Annotated in this window: 16 protein-coding genes; 8 read left to right on the top strand and 8 right to left on the bottom strand. The window is 30.7% G+C overall.

The genetic code is table 11. From position 1 onward, the window contains the following. Positions 1-189: 189 nt before the first annotated feature. A complete protein-coding gene (locus tag GN138_RS02610) occupies positions 190-1,449 on the top strand; it encodes an aminotransferase class I/II-fold pyridoxal phosphate-dependent enzyme (RefSeq protein ID WP_157361837.1) in 1,260 nt (419 codons plus the stop codon). A gap of 82 nt (positions 1,450-1,531) precedes the next feature. On the opposite strand, the gene GN138_RS02605 is transcribed toward GN138_RS02610, so the two are convergent. Beyond that, the gene (locus tag GN138_RS02605; protein ID WP_157361835.1) at positions 1,532-2,650 is read right to left on the bottom strand and encodes a GTP cyclohydrolase; all 1,119 of its coding nucleotides are present in this window, start codon (positions 2,648-2,650) and stop codon (positions 1,532-1,534) included. A 20-nt stretch (positions 2,651-2,670) separates the two neighbouring features. Next, positions 2,671-3,639 carry a transporter gene (locus tag GN138_RS02600; protein WP_157361832.1) on the bottom strand — a complete coding sequence of 323 codons (969 nt, stop codon included), beginning with the start codon at positions 3,637-3,639 and terminating at the stop codon, positions 2,671-2,673. 149 nt (positions 3,640-3,788) lie between these two features. On the opposite strand from GN138_RS02600, the gene GN138_RS02595 reads away from it, so the two are divergent. The 4 genes from GN138_RS02595 (at position 3,789) to GN138_RS02580 (ending at position 9,544) form a co-directional block, all read left to right on the top strand. Further along, entirely contained in the window at positions 3,789-4,061 is a 273-nt protein-coding gene (locus GN138_RS02595) for a DUF4834 family protein (RefSeq protein ID WP_157361830.1), read from the top strand. 84 nt (positions 4,062-4,145) lie between these two features. Further along, positions 4,146-6,611 carry a YfhO family protein gene (locus GN138_RS02590; protein WP_157361827.1) on the top strand — a complete coding sequence of 822 codons (2,466 nt, stop codon included), beginning with the start codon at positions 4,146-4,148 and terminating at the stop codon, positions 6,609-6,611. Between the two features lie 77 nt (positions 6,612-6,688). Beyond that, the gene (locus GN138_RS02585) at positions 6,689-7,978 is read left to right on the top strand and encodes a glycosyltransferase (protein ID WP_197429301.1); all 1,290 of its coding nucleotides are present in this window, start codon (positions 6,689-6,691) and stop codon (positions 7,976-7,978) included. 105 nt (positions 7,979-8,083) lie between these two features. Beyond that, a complete protein-coding gene (locus GN138_RS02580; protein WP_157361824.1) occupies positions 8,084-9,544 on the top strand; it encodes an oligosaccharide flippase family protein in 1,461 nt (486 codons plus the stop codon). A 150-nt stretch (positions 9,545-9,694) separates the two neighbouring features. Here GN138_RS02580 and GN138_RS02575 read toward each other — a convergent pair whose 3' ends face one another. After that, complete coding sequence (locus tag GN138_RS02575; protein ID WP_157361822.1) at positions 9,695-10,909, bottom strand: hypothetical protein; 1,215 nt, start codon at positions 10,907-10,909, stop codon at positions 9,695-9,697. 189 nt (positions 10,910-11,098) lie between these two features. Here GN138_RS02575 and GN138_RS02570 point away from each other — a divergent pair, with 189 nt between their 5' ends. Continuing rightward, positions 11,099-12,163: a DUF3667 domain-containing protein gene (locus GN138_RS02570; protein WP_157361820.1), complete on the top strand. Its 1,065-nt coding sequence runs from the start codon at positions 11,099-11,101 to the stop codon at positions 12,161-12,163. On the opposite strand, the gene GN138_RS02565 is transcribed toward GN138_RS02570, so the two are convergent. Further along, entirely contained in the window at positions 12,160-12,816 is a 657-nt protein-coding gene (locus tag GN138_RS02565) for a hypothetical protein (protein WP_157361818.1), read from the bottom strand. The genes GN138_RS02570 and GN138_RS02565 overlap by 4 nt on opposite strands. A gap of 1 nt (position 12,817) precedes the next feature. Continuing rightward, positions 12,818-15,607: an excinuclease ABC subunit UvrA gene (gene uvrA / locus GN138_RS02560; RefSeq protein ID WP_157361816.1), complete on the bottom strand. Its 2,790-nt coding sequence runs from the start codon at positions 15,605-15,607 to the stop codon at positions 12,818-12,820. A gap of 391 nt (positions 15,608-15,998) precedes the next feature. On the opposite strand from uvrA, the gene GN138_RS02555 reads away from it, so the two are divergent. Continuing rightward, positions 15,999-16,583 carry an RNA polymerase sigma factor gene (locus GN138_RS02555; RefSeq protein WP_157361814.1) on the top strand — a complete coding sequence of 195 codons (585 nt, stop codon included), beginning with the start codon at positions 15,999-16,001 and terminating at the stop codon, positions 16,581-16,583. Between the two features lie 157 nt (positions 16,584-16,740). Here the strand turns inward: GN138_RS02555 and GN138_RS02550 are convergent, their stop codons facing one another. Further along, positions 16,741-17,364, bottom strand: coding sequence for a hypothetical protein (locus GN138_RS02550; RefSeq protein ID WP_157361812.1), 624 nt, complete (start codon positions 17,362-17,364; stop codon positions 16,741-16,743). Positions 17,365-17,411: 47 nt separating this feature from the next. Beyond that, complete coding sequence (locus GN138_RS02545; RefSeq protein ID WP_157361810.1) at positions 17,412-18,068, bottom strand: endonuclease III domain-containing protein; 657 nt, start codon at positions 18,066-18,068, stop codon at positions 17,412-17,414. A 44-nt stretch (positions 18,069-18,112) separates the two neighbouring features. Between GN138_RS02545 and bcp the strand changes: the two genes are divergently transcribed. Continuing rightward, positions 18,113-18,568 (top strand): thioredoxin-dependent thiol peroxidase, encoded by a 456-nt coding sequence (bcp, locus tag GN138_RS02540; RefSeq protein ID WP_157361808.1) that lies wholly within the window; start codon positions 18,113-18,115, stop codon positions 18,566-18,568. A gap of 78 nt (positions 18,569-18,646) precedes the next feature. Here the strand turns inward: bcp and GN138_RS02535 are convergent, their stop codons facing one another. Continuing rightward, positions 18,647-20,101: a TonB-dependent receptor gene (locus tag GN138_RS02535; RefSeq protein ID WP_157361806.1), complete on the bottom strand. Its 1,455-nt coding sequence runs from the start codon at positions 20,099-20,101 to the stop codon at positions 18,647-18,649. Positions 20,102-20,280 lie beyond the last annotated feature (179 nt).

Raw genomic sequence — 20,280 nt, 5'->3', positions numbered from 1 at the left:
TAATTTAACAATTATTAAAAGGATCTCTACGAGCTAATTTTAGCTGAATTTGAATAAAATAAATATTGAATAGAAAACTATATTTGAAACCGAAAAAAATAATATCGGTTTGCTTACTTTAAAGTTTAAACAATATTAGATAGATTTAAAAATGATATTAGAGATAGGGATTGATAGCAATTAACAAGCATGAAAGATTTATTTGAAAAGATTTATAGAGATAAAGGACCATTAGGAAAATGGGCAGAACAGGCAGAAGGATATTTTGTATTTCCAAAGCTTGAAGGTGAAATCTCTAATAGAATGAAGTTTCAAGGAAAAGATGTTATTACTTGGAGTATAAATGATTATTTAGGTTTAGCCAATCACCCAGAGGTTAGAAAGGTAGATGCTGAAGCTGCTGCAGAATACGGTTCTGCATATCCAATGGGAGCACGTATGATGTCTGGTCACACAGAATTACACGAGAAATTACAAAATGAATTAGCTGATTTTGTTAGTAAAGAAGCTGCTTACCTTTTGAACTTTGGTTACCAAGGAATGGTATCTACCATAGATGCTTTGGTTGCTAAAGACGATATTATTGTTTATGATGTTGATGCACATGCATGTATAATAGATGGTGTGCGTTTGCATATGGGTAAACGTTTTACATATAAACATAACGATGTAGCAAGTTTAGAAAAAAACTTAGAGCGTGCTACTAAAATGGCAGAACAAACAGGTGGCGGAATCTTAGTGATTTCTGAAGGTGTATTTGGTATGCGTGGTGAGCAAGGTAGATTAAAAGAAATAGTTGAACTAAAGAAAAAGTTTAATTTTAGGCTTTTTGTTGATGATGCGCATGGTTTTGGTACCTTAGGAGCAACAGGAGCAGGAGCTGGTGAAGAACAAGGTGTGCAAGATGATATTGATGTGTATTTTGCAACCTTTGCAAAGTCTATGGCAAGCACAGGTGCATTTATTGCTGGTGATCAAGAAATTATTGATTATTTAAAATACAACTTACGTTCTCAAATGTTCGCTAAGTCATTACAAATGCAATTGGTAGTAGGCGCATTAAAACGTTTAGATATGTTGCGTACCATGCCAGAACTTAAAAAGAATCTATGGACAGTTGTAAACGCGTTACAATCTGGTTTAACTGAGCGTGGTTTTGATATTGGAACAACTCAAAGTTGTGTAACACCAGTATATTTAAAAGGTAGTATTCCAGAAGCCATGGCATTGGTAAAAGATTTACGTGAAAATCATGGTATATTCTGTTCTATTGTTGTGTATCCTGTAATACCAAAAGGCTTAATTTTATTAAGAATGATTCCTACAGCTACACACACATTAGAAGATGTAAAAGAAACATTAGATGCTTTTGATGCTATTAGAGATCGATTAGAAAATGGAACTTATAAAAGAATGTCAGCAGCTTTAATTGCTGCTATGGGTGAATAATTTATTCACTTTTACCAAATAAAAAAGGTCATCACAAAAGTGATGGCCTTTTTTATTATACTGTTGTTTTACAAACTTTTAATTATAAATCCTTTTTAAAAGTTTTACGTCTTGCGTAAACCTTTGGGTCAAAGTGTTTCCAAATTTGTTTTATGGCGTAATTATCTTCTAATTCAGGGGTTCTATAACAGGTTTCAATTCCTTTTTCTTTAAAGGTTTCATAATATTCGTTAAATATTACAGCATGTACACCTTTATTTTGATAATCAGGATGTATACCTATGAGGTAGAATATTACATCTTTGCTATTTTTCTTTGCTTTTAAGATATGAGTAAACCCAAATGGAAATAATTTTCCTTTCGTTTTTTGAATAGCCTCTGAAAACCTAGGCATAACAATCGCAAACGCAATTAATGAATTCTTATCGTCAACAACAAACTTGATGTATTCTGGGTTTACAAAACTGATAAATTTCTTTTTAAAATATGCTTTTTGTAAGTCCGTAATTTCAACAAAAGATGAAAGCTCGGCGTAGCTTTCATTAAACAAATCGAACATTCGATCTACATAAGGCATTACCTCTTCCGTTTTAGTAAACTTTAGAGCTTTTAATTTATATCTACGTTTAATTAATTGTTGCGCCTTTATAAAAAACTCTGGTTGTACATTAGAAAAAGGAAATTTACTTTCGGAGTATTCTTTTTCTATTTGATAATTTAAAGCTTTGTAATGCTCTATATAATAGGGATGATTGTACCATGTAATCATTGTTGCTAAATGGTCAAAACCTTCCGTCATTACACCAACCTTATCTAAGTTAGAAAATCCAACTGGTCCTTCAACATAGCTTAATTTCTGCTCTCTACCAATATTCTCAACAGTTTCTAACAATTTTTGGCTAACTGCTTTATCGTCTATAAAGTCGAACCAACCAAAACGCATCTTTTTTATGTTTTGTTTATCAACTTCTAGCCAATTAATAATTGCTGCAATTCTTCCAACAATGTTATCACCTTTATAAGCTAAAAAAAAACGCGCTTCCGCATCTTTAAATATGGGGTTTTTATCTTTATTAAAGGTTTCTAGTTCTTGTTTTATAATTGGAGGTACCCAATATTTAGAGTTTTTGTATATAGAAAAAGGAAAGGTTACAAATGCTTTTAAATCCTTTTTAGAAATGGCTTCTTTTATTGTAATCATGTAATTAGGAAAGCTATAAATTAAGAATCAAATTCGTCTAATTTCTTCTTTTTGTTTTTGTTTCTGCGCTCTTTTCTTTTACCTTCTTCTTTTGCAGAATTACCATTGTCAATTTTTTTGTCTTTATGAAAGTCTAAACGGTAAGAAGCTCCAAATGCTATATTAAAAACAGTTGGTGTATCTTTTGTATTAAAAGCAATATTTGCATCTATTTGAAAATCTTTAGTCCAAAGGTAAGCACCTCCAAATCTAAAAATATTATCTGCATAAAAATCACTTTGTATGCCTTGTGTTTCTCCAAAAACCACCCATTGTGGTGTGAATGAATGTGTTAACGTAAGTATGTATGAAAAATCGGATTGATCTGTACCTATTCTGTCTTTAATTAAATTCATTACAAAAACCCAACCGCCATTAAAATTGTTTTGGGTTGCAATCATTATTTTTGGACTAAAGCCTTCAATTCCAACATCAGTATACGGATTTCCTTTTGTATCAAAATTTGCTCCAGCGTATATAGAAATAGCTGGTATCAAAGACTTCCAATTAAACTTTCTATTAGCATGGTAGCTATAAAGATTAGGTTTGGCTTCCTCTGCATTTTTGTAAGGGTCATATATTAAATATTTAGCACCTATGGTGAAATTTTTAAAATTTGAACGTTTATTATCATCTGCAACTAAGCCATTATTATCCGTAAAAGTATCATTTTGATAAATGCCATCAAGAGATAATTCTAATTCTTCAAAAAGTAAACCGTAGCGCAGTCCAAAATCTAAACCAAAGCCAGAAACTTCATAATTACTTAACGCGTGTTCTTCTTTTACAGTATATGCTCCAGCTTCAAATTGTACAATTCCAGTTCCAACGGAAAAAGCACTTTTTGAGACTCCAGGTCTGTTAGAATTAATAACTTCTGTGTATTGCGCAAAAGCAGAATTAAAAGACGTAACTAATAATAAAATAAGGGTTGATTTGAGTATTCTCATTTTTACAGGATTTAAAACCATTCAGTTTAATGTAGATTTGAGTCAAATATATAGATTTTATACTTTTTTTAAGGAATAATAACGTATTATAAATGACTATAATTGTATTTTTGATTAAAATTAAATTTATTATTGAAGCAGCTTAGTCCATGCAATTACTAAGAACTATATTAATTATCTTGTTGGTTTATTACGGTTTTAAGATTTTATCTCGTCTTTTTGCCCCTTTATTAGTGCGTTTCGTTGCTAAAAAGGCAGAACAAAAATTTGGACAACAATTTGGTGGATTTCAAAATCCAAACCAACAAAGACAACAAGCAAGGCAAAAAGAAGGAGAAACGGTAATTGATAAAATGCCAAATAAAAATAAATCTTCAAACCAAAAAGTAGGTGAGTACATTGATTACGAAGAAATTGATTAGTTATTTAATATCCTACATAGGAAATATATATTTCTTTCAAAAAAAATAACTACTTTTCAGAATCATTCAACTTAAAGCATTTTCATGTCATTTTCCATTAAGCGTATTTTACCACATGTCCTTGTATTATTAGGGTTTGTAATTGTTTCATTAGCCTATTTTAGTCCTGTTTTACAAGGTAAAAAAATTAACCAAAGCGATATAATGCATTACATTGGTATGGCTCAACAGCAAAAAGAGTTTGCCAAAACTACAGGAGAAGAAACGTATTGGACAAATAGTGCATTTGGTGGCATGCCAACGTATCAGTTAGGTGCAAAATATCCTCATAATTATATTAAAAAATTAGATTTAGCATTGCGTTTTCTTCCAAGACCGGCAGATTATCTATTTCTTTATTTTATAGGTTTTTATTTTTTATTAGTAGCTTTAAAAGTAGACTTTAAATTGGCTGCTTTAGGTGCTTTAGCTTTTGGATTTTCAACTTATCTTATAATTATTCTAGGAGTTGGGCATAACTCAAAAGCACATGCCATTGCATATATGCCGTTGGTTTTAGCCGGAATTATACTTGCATTTAGAAAGAAATATATCTTAGGGTTTTTACTCACAACTATTGCTTTGGGTTTAGAGATAGTTGCAAACCATTTTCAAATGACCTATTATTTATTGTTACTGGTCTTGGTTTTAGGATTAGCTTATTTAATAGATGCCTTTAGAAAAAAAGAATTACCACATTTTTTTAAGTCAGTTGCATTGTTAACTATTTCTGCTGTTTTAGCTGTTGGCCTTAATGCTACAGGCATTTTGGCAACACAAGAGTATGTTAAAGAAAGTGCTCGTGGACAGAGTGATTTAACTATTAATTCAGATGGATCACCAAAAGCGGTAACAACAGGTTTAGATAGGGATTATATAACAGAATATAGTTACGGAATTTTAGAATCATTCAATCTTTACATCCCAAAATTTATGGGAGGCGGAAATTATGAAGATGTTGGTAAAGATTCTGAAACTTATCAAGCATATATAAGATTAGGCGCTTCACCAATTGAAGCACTAGATGCTGCTAGAAATGCACCAATGTATTGGGGAAAACAGCCCATTGTAGAAGCACCAGCCTATGTTGGCGCTGTTATAATATTTCTATTTGTTTTAGGATTATTTTTAGTTAAGGGTAGATTGAAATGGTGGCTTGTTGGTGGCACAATTTTATCCTTATTGTTGTCTTACGGAAAAAATCTAGGATTCTTAACTGATTTCTTCATCGATTATGTACCTATGTACAATAAGTTTAGAGCGGTAAGCTCAATACAAGTTATACTAGAATTGTGCATTCCAGTCTTAGGAATATTTGCATTATCTCGACTATTTAATGATTTTCAAAAGGATGAAGAAAAACTAAAAGCATTATATTACTCAGTTGGTATTACAGCAGGTTTGGCTTTAATATTTTTATTATTTAAATCTGCTTTATTTGATTTTGAAGGTTTAAGAGACGACCAATATATTGGTGCGTACGGACAAGCTTTTATGGACTCTATTATTGAAGATAGAAAGTCTCTAATGACCACAGATACATTAAGAACTTTAATATTAGTTTTACTTTCTGCAGGAACAATATTTTTATTCTTAAAAAAGAAATTGTCAGAAAACTTAGTCGTTGTGATTTTTGCTGTTTTAATACTTTTTGATTTGGTTTCAGTAGATAAGAAATATGTAAATAACAATGATTTTATATCAGCTGTAAGAGTAGATAAGCCATATCAACCCAATCAAGCAGATATAGAGATTTTAAAAGATAAGAGCCATTTTAGAGTAATGGATATGTCTAGTGATGGGCAAAGAATGCCAGCAAAAGCTGCGTATTACCATAATTCTTTAATGGGATATAGTGCAGCAAAATTAGGACGCGTAGAGGAGTTGTTAGATTTTCATGTGTATAAAAACAACATGAATGTCCTAAACATGTTAAACACAAAATACATCATCGCAGAAGAACAGAACACTATTTTTCCATATACCAATACAGATGCTAATGGTAACGCTTGGTTTGTTTCAAATTTGAAGGTTGTTGCAGATGCAAATGAAGAAATCTTAGCTTTAGATAGTTTAAATACCAAAACTCAAGCGGTTATGGAAAGGCATGAGTTTGAAAATTTTGCTAGCTCAATACCTAAAGCACAAATCAAAACTATTAATAATTATGTTTTTGATTTAGATTCTACAGCTTCAATTGATTTAAAAGAATTTAAGCCTAACTATTTAAAATACGAATCTAGTAATAGTAATAAAGGCTTAGCTGTATTTTCTGAAATTTTTTATAAACAAGGTTGGGATGCTTATATAGATGGTAAATTAGTACCTCACTTTAGAGTAAATTACGTGTTGAGAGCCTTAGAATTACCAAAAGGAAAACATACAATAGAATTTAAATTTGAACCGCAAGTAGTTGAAACAGGAAGTAAAATTGCTTTAGGAAGTTCTGCTATTTTGGGTGTTTTATTGCTTATAAGTATATTTTATTCCTTCAAAAATAAAAAAGACTGATTGTGATTTCTGCGAAGACAGGAATCCGCATTTAAATCATTAGTTAATAGATTCTTGCCTTTGCAGAAATGACAGACATGAGCAAAAAAAAAGTACTAATCATAACCTATTATTGGCCACCAGCAGGAGGTCCAGGCGTACAACGTTGGTTAAAGTTTGTGAAGTATTTACCAGATTTTGAAATAGAACCTATAGTGTATTGTCCTAAAAACCCAAATTACCCAATATTAGATGATAGTTTGGTCAATGAGATTCCAGAAAATATAACTATTTTAAAGCAACCTATTAATGAGCCTTACGGTTTGGCTAGCTTGTTTTCTAAAGGCAAATCTAAAACGATAAGTTCTGGCGTTATACCAAAAGCGAAAAAACAATCTATTGTTGAGAAAACAATGCTTTTTGTGAGAGGGAATTTCTTTATTCCAGATGCTCGTAAAAATTGGATAAAACCTTCGGTAGATTTCCTGTCTCAATATATAAAGAAGCAAAAGATTGATAACATTATTACAACAGGTCCACCACATAGTTTGCATTTAATTGGTTTACAATTAAAAGCTAAATTAGATTTAAAATGGTTTGCAGATTTTAGAGACCCTTGGACGACTATTGGCTATCATAAAGATTTAAAACTTACAGCTTCTTCAAAGGCGAAACATTTAGCTTTAGAGCACAACGTTTTAAATTCAGCAGACCAGATTATTGTGACAAGCCATCATACCAAAAAAGAGTTTCAGACCAAAACAAAACAACCCATTACGGTTATTACTAATGGTTATGATGGTCATAATAATAGAATAGAAGGGAAGGATGAGAAATTCACACTATCTCATATAGGTTCTTTATTATCTCAAAGAAATCCGTTAGTTTTATGGGAAACCCTTTCAGAATTAATAAAAGAAAACAAAGATTTTTCTGAAGCTTTTAGGTTACAATTAATAGGTGTTGTTAGTGATGACGTTATTGAATCTATTAATCAATTCGGATTAAAAAATCATTTAGATGTTGTAGGTTATGTGAGTCATGACGAAGCTATAAAGTTTCAAATGAAATCGCAATTATTATTATTAATAGAAATTGATTCCGAAGACACCAAAGCCATTATTGCAGGTAAAGTTTTTGAATACCTTATTGCCGAAACTCCAATACTGGCTTTAGGTCCTAAAGATGCTGATGTAGAAAAAATTATCACGTCAACCAACACAGGAACCTATTTTAATTATACTCAAAAGGCGGAATTAAAATCTCAATTATTAACTTATTTTGAAGCATTTCAGAATAAAACTTTAATTGTAAACCCTATTGGTTTACAGCCTTACAGCCGAAAAGCATTGACAGAAAAATTAAGTCAACTTATAAAAGATAACTGATTATTTATCGTAACGGTGAGATTTTCCCTTGACGGGATTTTAGGGTGATTTTTAAACAAAAAACAATATACAAATTGAATTTTTATAAACGTATTTTGCATCACTATGGGAATAGTATTAAACCAATCTTTTAAAAACACAATAACCACGTATTTGGGTTTTGGTATAGGTGCGATTAATACGCTTTTTCTTTATACCAATTTTCTAACCGACGAATATTATGGATTGGTGGCTTTTTTACTTTCTGCAGCTAATATTATGATGCCTTTTATGGCTTTTGGAGTTCATAATGCGATTGTAAAATTCTATTCAACATTTAAAACTAGAAATGGTATTAATAGTTTTCTAACGTTTATGTTATTTCTGCCTTTTCTGTTTATTATACCTGCTACATTTATAAGTTATTTTGCGTACGATATTATTGTAGAATGGTTGTCTAATGAGAATCAAATAGTAGAAAATTATATTTGGCACATTTTTGTACTAGCGATTTCAATGGCTTATTTCGAAATCTTTTTTGCATGGACCAAAGTGCAAATGCAAACCGTTTTTGGTAATTTAATGAAAGAGATTTTTCATAGAGTTTGCATTATGTTTCTATTGTTGGCTGTTTATTTTAATTGGTTAACAGCAGATGGTTTTATTGTGGCACTTGTTGCTGTATATGTAATTAGAATGGTAATAATGAAATTGTATGCCTATTCTGTTAGATTTCCGAATTTGAAATTTCAAAAATTAGAGCGTCAATTTTCTATTTTAAAATATGCAGCATTAATGATTATAGCAGGTTCTGTTGCTACGTTAATTTTAGATATAGATAAGTTTATGATTGGTATAATGTTGCCAGATATTGAGAAAGTGGCTTATTATAGTGTGGCTATTTTTATTGCAACTGTAATTGCTGTTCCACAGCGTGCTATGCATCAAATTATGTTACCATTATCTGCAAAGTATCTTAATGAGAGGGACTATGATTCACTTGAAGATTTATACAAACGCAGTTCTATGACGCTTTTGGTGATTAGTGGCTTTATATTTCTGTTGATTATTTTAAATATTAATCAGCTGTACGAGATTCTTCCAGATAAATTTACAGGAGGACTTTTTGTAGTTTTAATTGTAAGTTTAGCTAAGTTGTATGATAACAGTTTGGGTAATAACAATGCCATTTTATTTAATAGTGATTATTACAGAATGGTGTTGTTTTTTGGAGTGTTGTTAGCCATTATGGCGATTATTCTTAATGCTATTTTTATACCTATTTATGGCATTGAAGGTTCTGCATTTGCAACATTTTTAGCCGTTTTTATCTATAATACGGTTAAAATTTTATTTGTAAAACAAAAATTTAATATGTTGCCTTTCACTTTAGGTTCTACCAAAATTGTAGTAACATTATTGGTATTATCTCTAGGGTTTTACTTTTGGGATTTTCCTTTTCAACCTATACTAAATATAATTTTGAAATCAATTTTAATAGGATTAATTTATGTAATTCTTATATTTAAATTAAATGTTTCTGAGGATATTTCAAATCAGATAAAAAAGTATTTACGTTTCAAGTAATATTCGTTTTCTCAATTATAATAAATATTGGAGATAAGATTATAAAATAGAAATTCCTGCTTTCGCAGGAATCTATAAAAAAGAATGTCCCATAAGGTGCTCTAAAGCATACATCAAATGGGACATCCTAACCAACCAAAAAAATCTTTTTTATCCTCTTGTACGTTTTGTGTTAGATCTAGTAGCACTTCGGTTAGTGTTTCTACTGCTGTTAGATCTATTAGACACAGACGTTGTTTTTCTTTTATTTTGAACGGAGCTTACCTTTCTAGTGCTTTGAGATCTATTGTTACTTGATCGTGTTGCTGTAGTTCTAGGCTTGCTCGTAGTTGTTCTATTATTAGACACAGTTCTGTTCGTTCTGGTCACATTATTATTTCTTGTGCTTCTAGTAGTTGTCGTTGTGCTACTACGTGTTGTTGTAGTAGGTGTGTTAACTCTAGTTGTAGATCGTGTTGTCACTGCTCTATTATTTCTTGTAGTTCTAGTAGGCGTTACTTTATCTGTGGTGCGTCTTGTACTAGTTCTAGTTGTTGTATTATTATTTCTAGACGTTCTTACAGCATTGTTTGTATTTAAACGTGTAGCTCTAGTTGTAGCAATGATTTTGTTATTTCGTGTTGCACGTGTTCTAATGCTTCTTTCTGTTTTATTTCTTGGTGTTTGTACATATCTACGTGTATTTCTTACAGTAGTAGTACGTCTTGTTACATGTCCATTATCTCTTCTTACAATGTTGTAATGTCTTACATTATTAGTGTAAGGTCTGTAGTAAATATGTCTTACAGGAGTATAAAATTGTCTGTAAGGATTTACATGAACCATACAAAAATTAACATTTGGAATTGCATAAAACCTATGCCATGGTCTGTAAACGTATGCTCTATTATATGCATTTATAAAACCATCATATCTCCAAAATGCGTTATTTCTGTAATATACATTTAGTCCACCTAATCTAGTAATTCTTCCTCTAGAGTTGTAGTTAATAAAAATGTTGCCTATTTGGTTAACTCGTCCGTAATAATCATAATAAATAGGAGTGTTTTCTATTTGAATTATTGCACCAAACTCATCGTACTGTATGTACGGATTGTAATTGTAACCGTTGTTAAAACTTAAGCTAAATCCAGGAGTATCTATGTTAACATTTACATCTGGTCCGTAATTTGGTATATAAAAATCAAATTGACCATCTGCAAATACAGAAAATTCAATACCAGCTTCTGTAAATATGAAAGAATTGCCATAACCTCTCACATAGTTATTAATTGAAGCTTCTGCTTCTGATGTTGTGTTAGTTGTTGCGAATGCAGTTGTGCTTATTGCTACTAAAGCTGCAAATAAATATAGAATTCGTTTCATAATAAATGGGTTTTAAATTAAACTCGTTTAGTAGTAAACAAACAGCGTGCCAAAATATTTAAGTAGCTTAAAATTAGGTAATTATAATAGTGTAATTTTGTTTTAATTACAAATATTGAAATTGAAATTATAAAATTATGTAAGAAATATTATAATTTTTGTTACTTTTAAAACGGATTGCCAACTAAAATGAAAACCAACCAAACAAATTGTAAAAATTGTGAACAACCTTATGATGAAGGTTTTCAGTTTTGTCCGCATTGTGGACAAAAAACAAACGACGAATTAACTATTGGCGTTTTATTTTATAACACCATAAGTAATTACTTTTCGTTTGATGCTCGTTTTATAAAAAGTTTTATTCCATTATTATTTAAACCAGGTTATTTAGCTAAAGAGTTTATTAAAGGAAAACGTTTGTTGTATTTGCATCCTGCACAGATGTATTTGTTTATTTCTGTTGTATTCTTTTTTATATTTTCTTTTACCGTTAGAAATCAAACAGAACTATTAAACGAAGAATTAAGAAAAACTTTAGAGGGAGACGATGTTTCTACTGTGGTGGATTCTTTAAAAATTAGTAAATCAGATTCTTTAAGCAGATTAAAAATTAAAAAAGCTTTAAAAGACAATCAATATTTAACCAGAATGTCTGATGCCGAAATAGATTCTATTGTTTCATTAGAAAAGTTACCAAAGAAAACTGATATTTCATTTGATTTTAATGAAGCAGAAATAGATTCCTTAATAAGAATTAATGCACCAGATACCAAGATTTATAAAGCAATGGGTTTGGAAGAAGATGACGGTTGGTTTAAAACAAAACTGTATGAACAAGCTCTAAAGTTTTATAAGGCTAGAGATGGCGGAAATATTCTACATGCGTTTTATGATACAATACCTATTGCATTATTCTTTTTATTACCCATTTTTGCCTTAATTATAAAGTTACTTTATTTTAGAAAAGGACGATATGCACATCATTTAGTATTTAGCTTTTACTTTTTTTCTTACCTCTTTACCGTATTCAGTATTATTTTTGGTGTAAATTTAATTTGGGATATCCCAGATTGGATAGACTGGCTTGTAGCACTTTCTACATTTTTTTATTTAATGGCTGGTTTAAAGAATTTTTATGGTAGAGGATGGTTTGTAAGTTGGTTTAAGTGTAGTATTGCAACCTTTATGTTTATGACCATTGTAATACCAACCACAGCTATAATAATAGCTTTGTATGCATTTATGTTTTACTAATTAGTAGAACCAGCATGCCAAATAGGGACGTTTAAAAACTCACTTAAAACTTCAGCATCTTTAATTAAAGATTTTAAATTTCCATGATCAACAACGTTTTTTCTAGAACTATCATTTAAAACTAAATTGAGCTCAAAACTTTTGTAAGAACCTTTATCACTTTTTACATGCTCACCAATAATTTGTAAAGCAATAATAGTGTTTAAAGGAATGTATTTTTTGGAAGTATCCCTTCTTATTTTATGAATATCAACATTATAAGCTTTGTAATAAACACCTAATTGTTTGTCGAAAACACGTGGTTTGTAAAAGCTATAAAACATAAAACTTCCAGCAGAAAAAAAAATTAGCCCAAAAATGAGTAAGAACCAATTTACAGATGCGCTATCAAAATTAGATTTAAATAAAGGGATTATACCAAAAAATAAAACGCCAAACCCTACGGCTAAAAAAATAAAACTAAAAAGGGCAACACCAATAGAAGGTTTATAAAGCACTTTTGAACTCGATTTTTCAACAAGAACATTCGTTTTAAAACTTGCGCCACCATAAACTAAAGGAGCAGTAGATACGGAAGATTTAAAATTATCATTCTTCAGAGAATTTTCTTTTGCTTCTATAACTTCATTATGAAATCCTCTTGGTAATTCCATATTATAATTTTTCTTGAAGATATTTTCCTGTTATGGAATTCTTGTTTTTTGCAATTTCTTCCGGTGTTCCTGCGGCAACTAATTGCCCTCCATGTTTACCGCCTTCAGGTCCTAAATCAATAATATAATCGGCACATTTTATTAAATCGATATTATGTTCAATCACAACTATAGAATGCCCTTTACTTATTAACGCCTGAAATGATTTTAGTAATTTCTTTATATCATGAAAATGGAGTCCTGTAGTAGGTTCATCAAATATAAATAGTGCATTATCACTTTTACTCCCTTTTCCTAAAAAAGTAGCTAGTTTAATACGTTGAGCTTCACCACCAGAAAGGGTAGAAGAGGATTGGCCTAAAGTAACATATCCTAAACCTACATCTTGAAGCGGTTGTAATTTTCCTTGTATTTTAGTTTGTTTGTGAGTTGAAAAGAAAGCAATAGCGTCATCAATAGTAAGATTAAGAATGTCATCTATAGATTTACCTTCAAACTTAACTTCTAGTATTTCTTTTTTAAAACGTTTTCCATTGCAGGTATCACAAGTTAAATGCACATCTGCCATAAATTGCATTTCTATAGTCACTTCGCCTTCACCTTTACAAGTTTCACAGCGTCCACCATCTACGTTAAAACTAAAATGTTTTGCCGCATAATTTCTTATTTTACTTAGTTGTTGTGCAGCAAATAAAGCTCTAATATCATCATACGCTTTTATATAGGTAACTGGATTAGAGCGCGATGAACGACCAATAGGATTCTGGTCTACAAATTCTACATGTTTTATATTACTGTGATTGCCTTTAATTTCTGAAACCTGACCAATTTTATCACTAAAACCAGTTAATTTCTTTTGTATTGCAGGAAATAATATTTTTTTAACTAACGTGCTTTTTCCACTACCAGAAACTCCAGTTATTACTGTTAGCATGTCTAATGGTAGTGAAACATCTATATTTTGTAAATTATTTTCGCGAGCACCAATTATATTCACACTATACTTTGAGGTTCTTCGTTTTTTTGGAATCTCTATTTCTAGTTGACCATTTAAATATTTTGCAGTTAAAGTATCTGCTGCTAGAATGTCTTTAAAATTGCCAACTGCCATAACTTCACCGCCAAAAGTTCCGGCTTCCGGACCAATATCTATAATAGCATCGGCTGCTTTCATTATATCTTCATCATGCTCAACAACAATAACCGTATTGCCTAAATCTCGCAATGTTTTTAAAACGTCTATTAAACGTTCAGTATCTTTAGGATGCAGGCCAATACTTGGCTCGTCTAAAATATACATAGAACCAACTAGGCTACTACCTAAAGATGTTGCTAAATTAATACGTTGACTTTCTCCACCAGATAAGGTGTTAGATCTTCGGTTTAAAGTTAAATAACTTAAGCCAACATTAGAGAGAAATGCAAGACGTGTATTTATTTCTGTTAATAAACGTTTTGCAATTTTAGCATCACTTTCACTAAGCTTTAATTTGTTAAAAAAATCGGCTAATTCATCAATTGGTAAATCAACTAAATCTGTAATAGTAGCGTCACTTACTTTTACATAATTAGCCTCTTCTCGCAAACGTTTACCATTACAAACACTACATTTGGTTTTACCACGATAGCGCGATAACATTACACGATTCTGAATTTTATAAGCTTTAGACTCTAGCTCAGCGAAAAAAGAATCTAAGCCTTCAAAGTACTTGTTTCCTTTCCATATGAGCGCTTTTTGCTCATCTGTTAATTGAAAGTATGGTTTATGAATAGGAAAATCAAAATGATGCGAGTTATTAACCAACTGGTCTTTATACCAACTCATAGAATCTCCACGCCAAGGAAATATGGCATTTTCATAAACCGATAATGCGGTATTAGGGATTACTAAATCAGCATCAATACCAATAATATCACCATAACCTTCGCATTTTGGGCAAGCACCATAAGGATTATTAAAGCTAAATAAATGAGTATTAGGTTCTAAAAAAGACATACCATCTAATTCAAACTTATTATTAAAAATCGTTTGCTTATTATCTGAAAGCGATTCTATAATGCAGGTGCCAATACCTTCATAAAAGGCAGTTCCTACAGCATCTGCTAATCGGTTGAGAAAATCTTCATCATTTTTAAAAACGATTCTGTCTACAACAAGAAATAAATTTTTATCAGGTGATATTTCTCCTTTTAAGGCTTCGTCAATTCTAACTACTTCATCTTTTACCTTAATACGTGCATAACCTTGCTGTTGTAAAGTTTTAAGTTTGTTTTCTATGGTTCTGCCTTCTTCTAATAATATAGGAGCTAAGAGAAGTAATTTAGAACGTTCTTCAAATTTTGAAATAAAGTTTATAACATCAGAAACTGTATGTTTTTTTACCTCCTCTCCAGAAATAGGCGAGTAGGTTTTTCCAATTCTAGCAAATAATAATTTTAGATAATCATATATTTCTGTTGTTGTACCAACTGTAGAACGTGGATTTGTAGAATTTACTTTTTGCTCAATGGCAATGGCTGGTGCAATACCTTTTATATAATCTACTTTGGGTTTGTTAAGTCGTCCTAAAAACTGACGCGCATAACTACTAAGACTTTCTACATAACGTCTTTGGCCTTCTGCATAAAGGGTATTAAAAGCTAAACTAGATTTACCCGAACCTGATAACCCTGTAATAACTACTAACTTATTTCTAGGAATAACCACATCAATATTTTTAAGATTATGCAGTTTTGCACCTTTAATTATGATGTTTTCTTTTGGGTTAACGTCTATAACAGTAGAATTCATAGGATATAATCGGTATCTAAGTTTGCAAAGATACTTAATACCTAATGAAGATTAAAACAACCTAAATAATTCGTTTATAACTTAATCAATTATCATTTATGAAAGAATTGCCAAACAAAGTTAATTGGTATATAATATAAGTCATCGGCTTACACTTTTAAGTTTTAAGTTAAAATCCTGTCTAAAACAACGATTCAATCTATAAAAGGAACACTTTATCCGACAAAATGTTAAAATTTAGGGTTTATGTTTGTTTTTTCGGAATGATTGTTGTTATATTTGGAACATATCCATTTAAACACAACTGCTTATACTATAATATTACTTTAAAAAAAAACAACTTTTTAACCCCAAACTTAATAGGTAATTATTGAGTTTTAAAGTAATTATTATGAAAAAAGAACTTGTCCAAGACTCGCAGTTGGTTAGCAATTATATTAACGGTAATGAAAATGCACTTTCTATATTAATTGAGAGGCATAAGCAAAGAATTTACAGTTTTATATATTCTAAAGTTTATGACAGAGATGTTACTGAAGATATTTTTCAGGATACATTTATAAAAGTTATTAGAACTTTAAAACGAGGAAAATATAACGAAGAAGGTAAATTTTTACCATGGGTAATGCGTATTGCGCATAATTTGGTGATAGACCATTTTAGAAAAAACAAGCGTATGCCAAAATTTGATAATACAGGCGAGTTTAGTATTTTTTCTGTTTTAAGCGACTCTAGTTTAAATGCTGAAAAAACTATTATTAAGGACCAGGTAGAATCTGATGTGCGTCGTATTATTGAAGAATTACCAGAGGATCAAAAACAAGTACTATTGATGCGTATGTATCAAGATATGAGTTTTAAAGAAATTTCCGAAAGAACAGGTGTAAGTATTAATACTGCATTGGGTAGAATGCGTTATGCACTTATTAATATGCGAAAAGTTATAGATCAAAATAATATAATTTTAACAAATTGATACAATAAAGTATTTAGAAATACGTTTTTGCTATATATAAACTTATAAATTATTGAAATGGCAAAAATTTACTCTAATGTTTCCCCAAAAAACAATAACCTAAAACCAAAAGATGAAACGATAAGTTTTCTTTTGAATTACTCTAAGGCTTTAAGTGTTATAAATTATAATAAATTGAAGTTTGAAGCACTTCTAAATTAAGTTGTATTAAAAATCCTAATGTAAAAGTATTAGGATTTTTTGTAAAAAGTAACTCTTCATAATTAGAAGTAGCTAAATACTCTGCTTTTAATTTTCTTAAATATTGAATGGTTTTTTCTTTTAACGGATGATTATTTTTTAAACAATTTTTTATGTCTTCGTCATAAACAGTTAAAATTATATACCAATGTCCCGTTCTACTTGTGTAATTATTCTCAAATATTTTAATCCCGGTTTTGTTATCTAATATATCATCTGCTACAACTAAAGGTAAATTAAACGTTTCATCCGTTCGTTCTGCTTCATAATAGGTTAAGTATAAAATTTGATCTTCTATTTGAAATGGAACATTAACGCCAACATCTACGTTATTTAATCTATATTTTTTATTAATATAATTATAAAATTCATTTGCGTCTTTTGGGTCGTTAAAGATAAATGATGTTTCCCTAGGCATTTGCTTTTGAAACTTTTTAGCCAACATTACCTTGTAGTCTTGGTTTTTAAATTTGGGAGCAACTTTATAAGGTATGCAAGAAGAAATAGCTAATACAAAAATTATAACGATAAACTTTTTCATGGATTGGTGATTTATGTTATCGCATCAAGTTTTGTACCAAAAAAAGCTTATTTTTTCTTTTTATAGTAGTCATCTAAAACAGATTTTCTTCCAATAGTTTTTGTAATAATATCTTTTTCTAAATCCCAACCGCGTGCAGGTGAATACTGTCTGCCGTACCAAATGATTTGCAGGTGTAAATCATTCCAAAGTTCCTCAGGAAATAATCGTTTGGCATCTTTTTCGGTTTGCACTACGTTTTTTCCATTGGTAAGATTCCATCGGTACATTAAACGATGAATATGTGTGTCTACAGGAAAAGCGGGAATACCAAAAGCTTGAGACAATACAACAGCAGCTGTTTTGTGTCCTACTGCTGGCAATTCCTCAAGTTCTTCATACGTTTTTGGAACTTTACCATTATGTTTTTCTATTAGTATTTGAGACAAACCATGAATACCTTTACTTTTCATTGGCGATAAACCAACAGGTTTTATAATTTCTCTAATCTCTTCAACACTTAATTTAACCATATCATAAGGGTTATCTGCACGTTCAAATAACAGCGGTGTAATTTGATTAACACGCACATCTGTACTTTGAGCAGACATTAAAACCGCTATTAATAAAGTATAAGGGTCTTTGTGATCTAGAGGAATAGGAATCTCAGGATATAATTTATATAATGTATTTATTACGAAATTAACTTTTTCTTGTTTTGTCATTTTGTATTTTTACGATTAAGACATTATATACAAATTTACATAATATGACACACTTAAAAGTAGGCGATAAGGCTCCAGATTTTTCAGCGCTAGACGAACAAGGTAATAGAGTCTCATTATCAGATTATAAAGGTAAAAAATTAGTAGTTTTCTTTTACCCAAAAGCAAGTACACCTGGTTGTACAGCAGAAGCTTGTAATCTTAACGATAATTACCAACGTTTTCAATCTTTAGGGTATGAAATTATTGGCGTTAGTGCGGATAGTGCTAAGCGACAAGCTAACTTTAAGACCAAATATGGTTTTCAATATCCATTGCTAGCCGATGAAGATAAGGCGGTAATTGAAGCTTTTGGGGTTTGGGGACCAAAGAAATTTATGGGCAAAGAATATGACGGTATTCACAGAACTACATTTATAATTGATGAAAATGCTGTGATTACAGATGTTATATCTAAAGTGAAGACTAAAGCGCATTCTGAGCAAATATTAGGTGATTAAAATCTTATGTACTTTAAAAAAATAAAAGGTTACACATAGGTAACCTTTTATTTTTATAATGTAAACTGTATGTAGTTGCTAGTTTTTATGCAAAACCTCTTCAGATTCGCAACCAAATAAGCTCTTTTCTTTAATTAGTTTAGCAACTCCTTCAGGCAACATTTTTTCCCATCCATTTTCATTATTATTAATCATCTTAAGTACTTTTCTTGAAAAAACAGATAAGTTAGAGCGGTCATAGTCAGCAATATCAACTACTTTTCCATTGTATTTAAAGAACTTGTATAATTCCTTCATACGTGGATGTACTTTAAGATTTTCACTTGTTGTAAGGCTACCATCCTCATTTTCCATAGGATATAAATATACACGTAAATCTTTGTAAAATAGTTTACCAAAAGCTTCTAAAATTCCACCACTTAAATGACGGTAATATTTTTCGTCAAAAATATCTACGAGGTTATTTACACCCATAGCTAAGCCCATTCTTGCTCTAGAGTATTGAGAGAAATATTCTACTAGTTTATAATATTCTTGGAAATTTGAAATTAACACAGTTTGTCCGAGAGAACATAATAGTTTAGCACGATCCATAAAATCTTGCTCATCAATTTCTCCTTCAGCTCTTAGATTAGATAAGGTAATCTCAAAAATAACTTGTGTTTTTTCTTTTTCTACTTTATTTTCTTTTATAAACATTTCTAAAGACCTCTCTAGCATGTCCATATTTACTTTAGTTACAGGTCTAAAGCTACCTCTTAGTGTTAAAATGTTCTTTTTATAAAGTACACGTGCTGGTAAAACGTTGTTTCCGTCTGGAGCAAACATTACGGCATCTGTCATTCCGTTTTTAACTAATTGTAAACTCATTAAACGGTTATCTACATCTTTAAATACAGGGCCAGAGAAATTAATAGTATCAATTTCTAGTTGATCTTTATCTAAGTGGTCGTATAGATAACGTAATAATTTGCGAGGTTGGTTGTATTTATAAAATGCACCGTAGATTAAATTTGTACCTAATTTGCCTAAAGTTTCTTGCTGTAAACGAGCATCTGTTTCTTTAAATCTTACATGTATAATAATGTCATTATATTCTTCGCCTGGTGCAACTTGGTATTTAATTCCTACCCAACCGTGGCCTTTATATTTTTTAGCAAAATCTATAGTAGCTACCGTATTTGCATAAGAGAAAAATATTTTGTGAGGATTACTATCTCTAGTAATACGCTCTTCCATAAGGCGCACCTCATGGTTTAGCATTTTTCTAAGTCTAGCTTCAGTTACATAACGTTTGTCGTCTTCAATACCATAAATGGCATCACTAAAGTCTTTATCATAGGCAGACATGGCTTTAGCAATAGTACCAGACGCTCCACCTGCTCTAAAAAAATGACGCACCGTTTCTTGTCCTGCACCAATCTCAGAGAAGGTGCCGTAGATATCAGCATTAAGATTAATGCGTAATGCTTTATCTTTCAGTGATGGGATGTTTTCTATTAAAGTATCACCTTTATACGTTATTTCCTTCATTAAATCTGGGTTTCAATCGTTTTCGCAAAGGTATCAATTTACTGTTGCAAACAAAAAAATAAGTTTATTTTTGTGAAATCACTTTCTGAATTTAAAGTATTATAAATTAAATTGATGATTTTTTTCAATTTTATTCAAATAGAAAAGAAAATAGATTGTTTTATTGCGGTAATATTAAT

The sequence above is a fragment of the Winogradskyella endarachnes genome (assembly GCF_009741275.1).
GTDB lineage: Bacteria > Bacteroidota > Bacteroidia > Flavobacteriales > Flavobacteriaceae > Winogradskyella > Winogradskyella endarachnes.
Note: the sequence above shows the minus strand (reverse complement) of the source record. Positions and strands in the feature narration are given on the sequence as shown.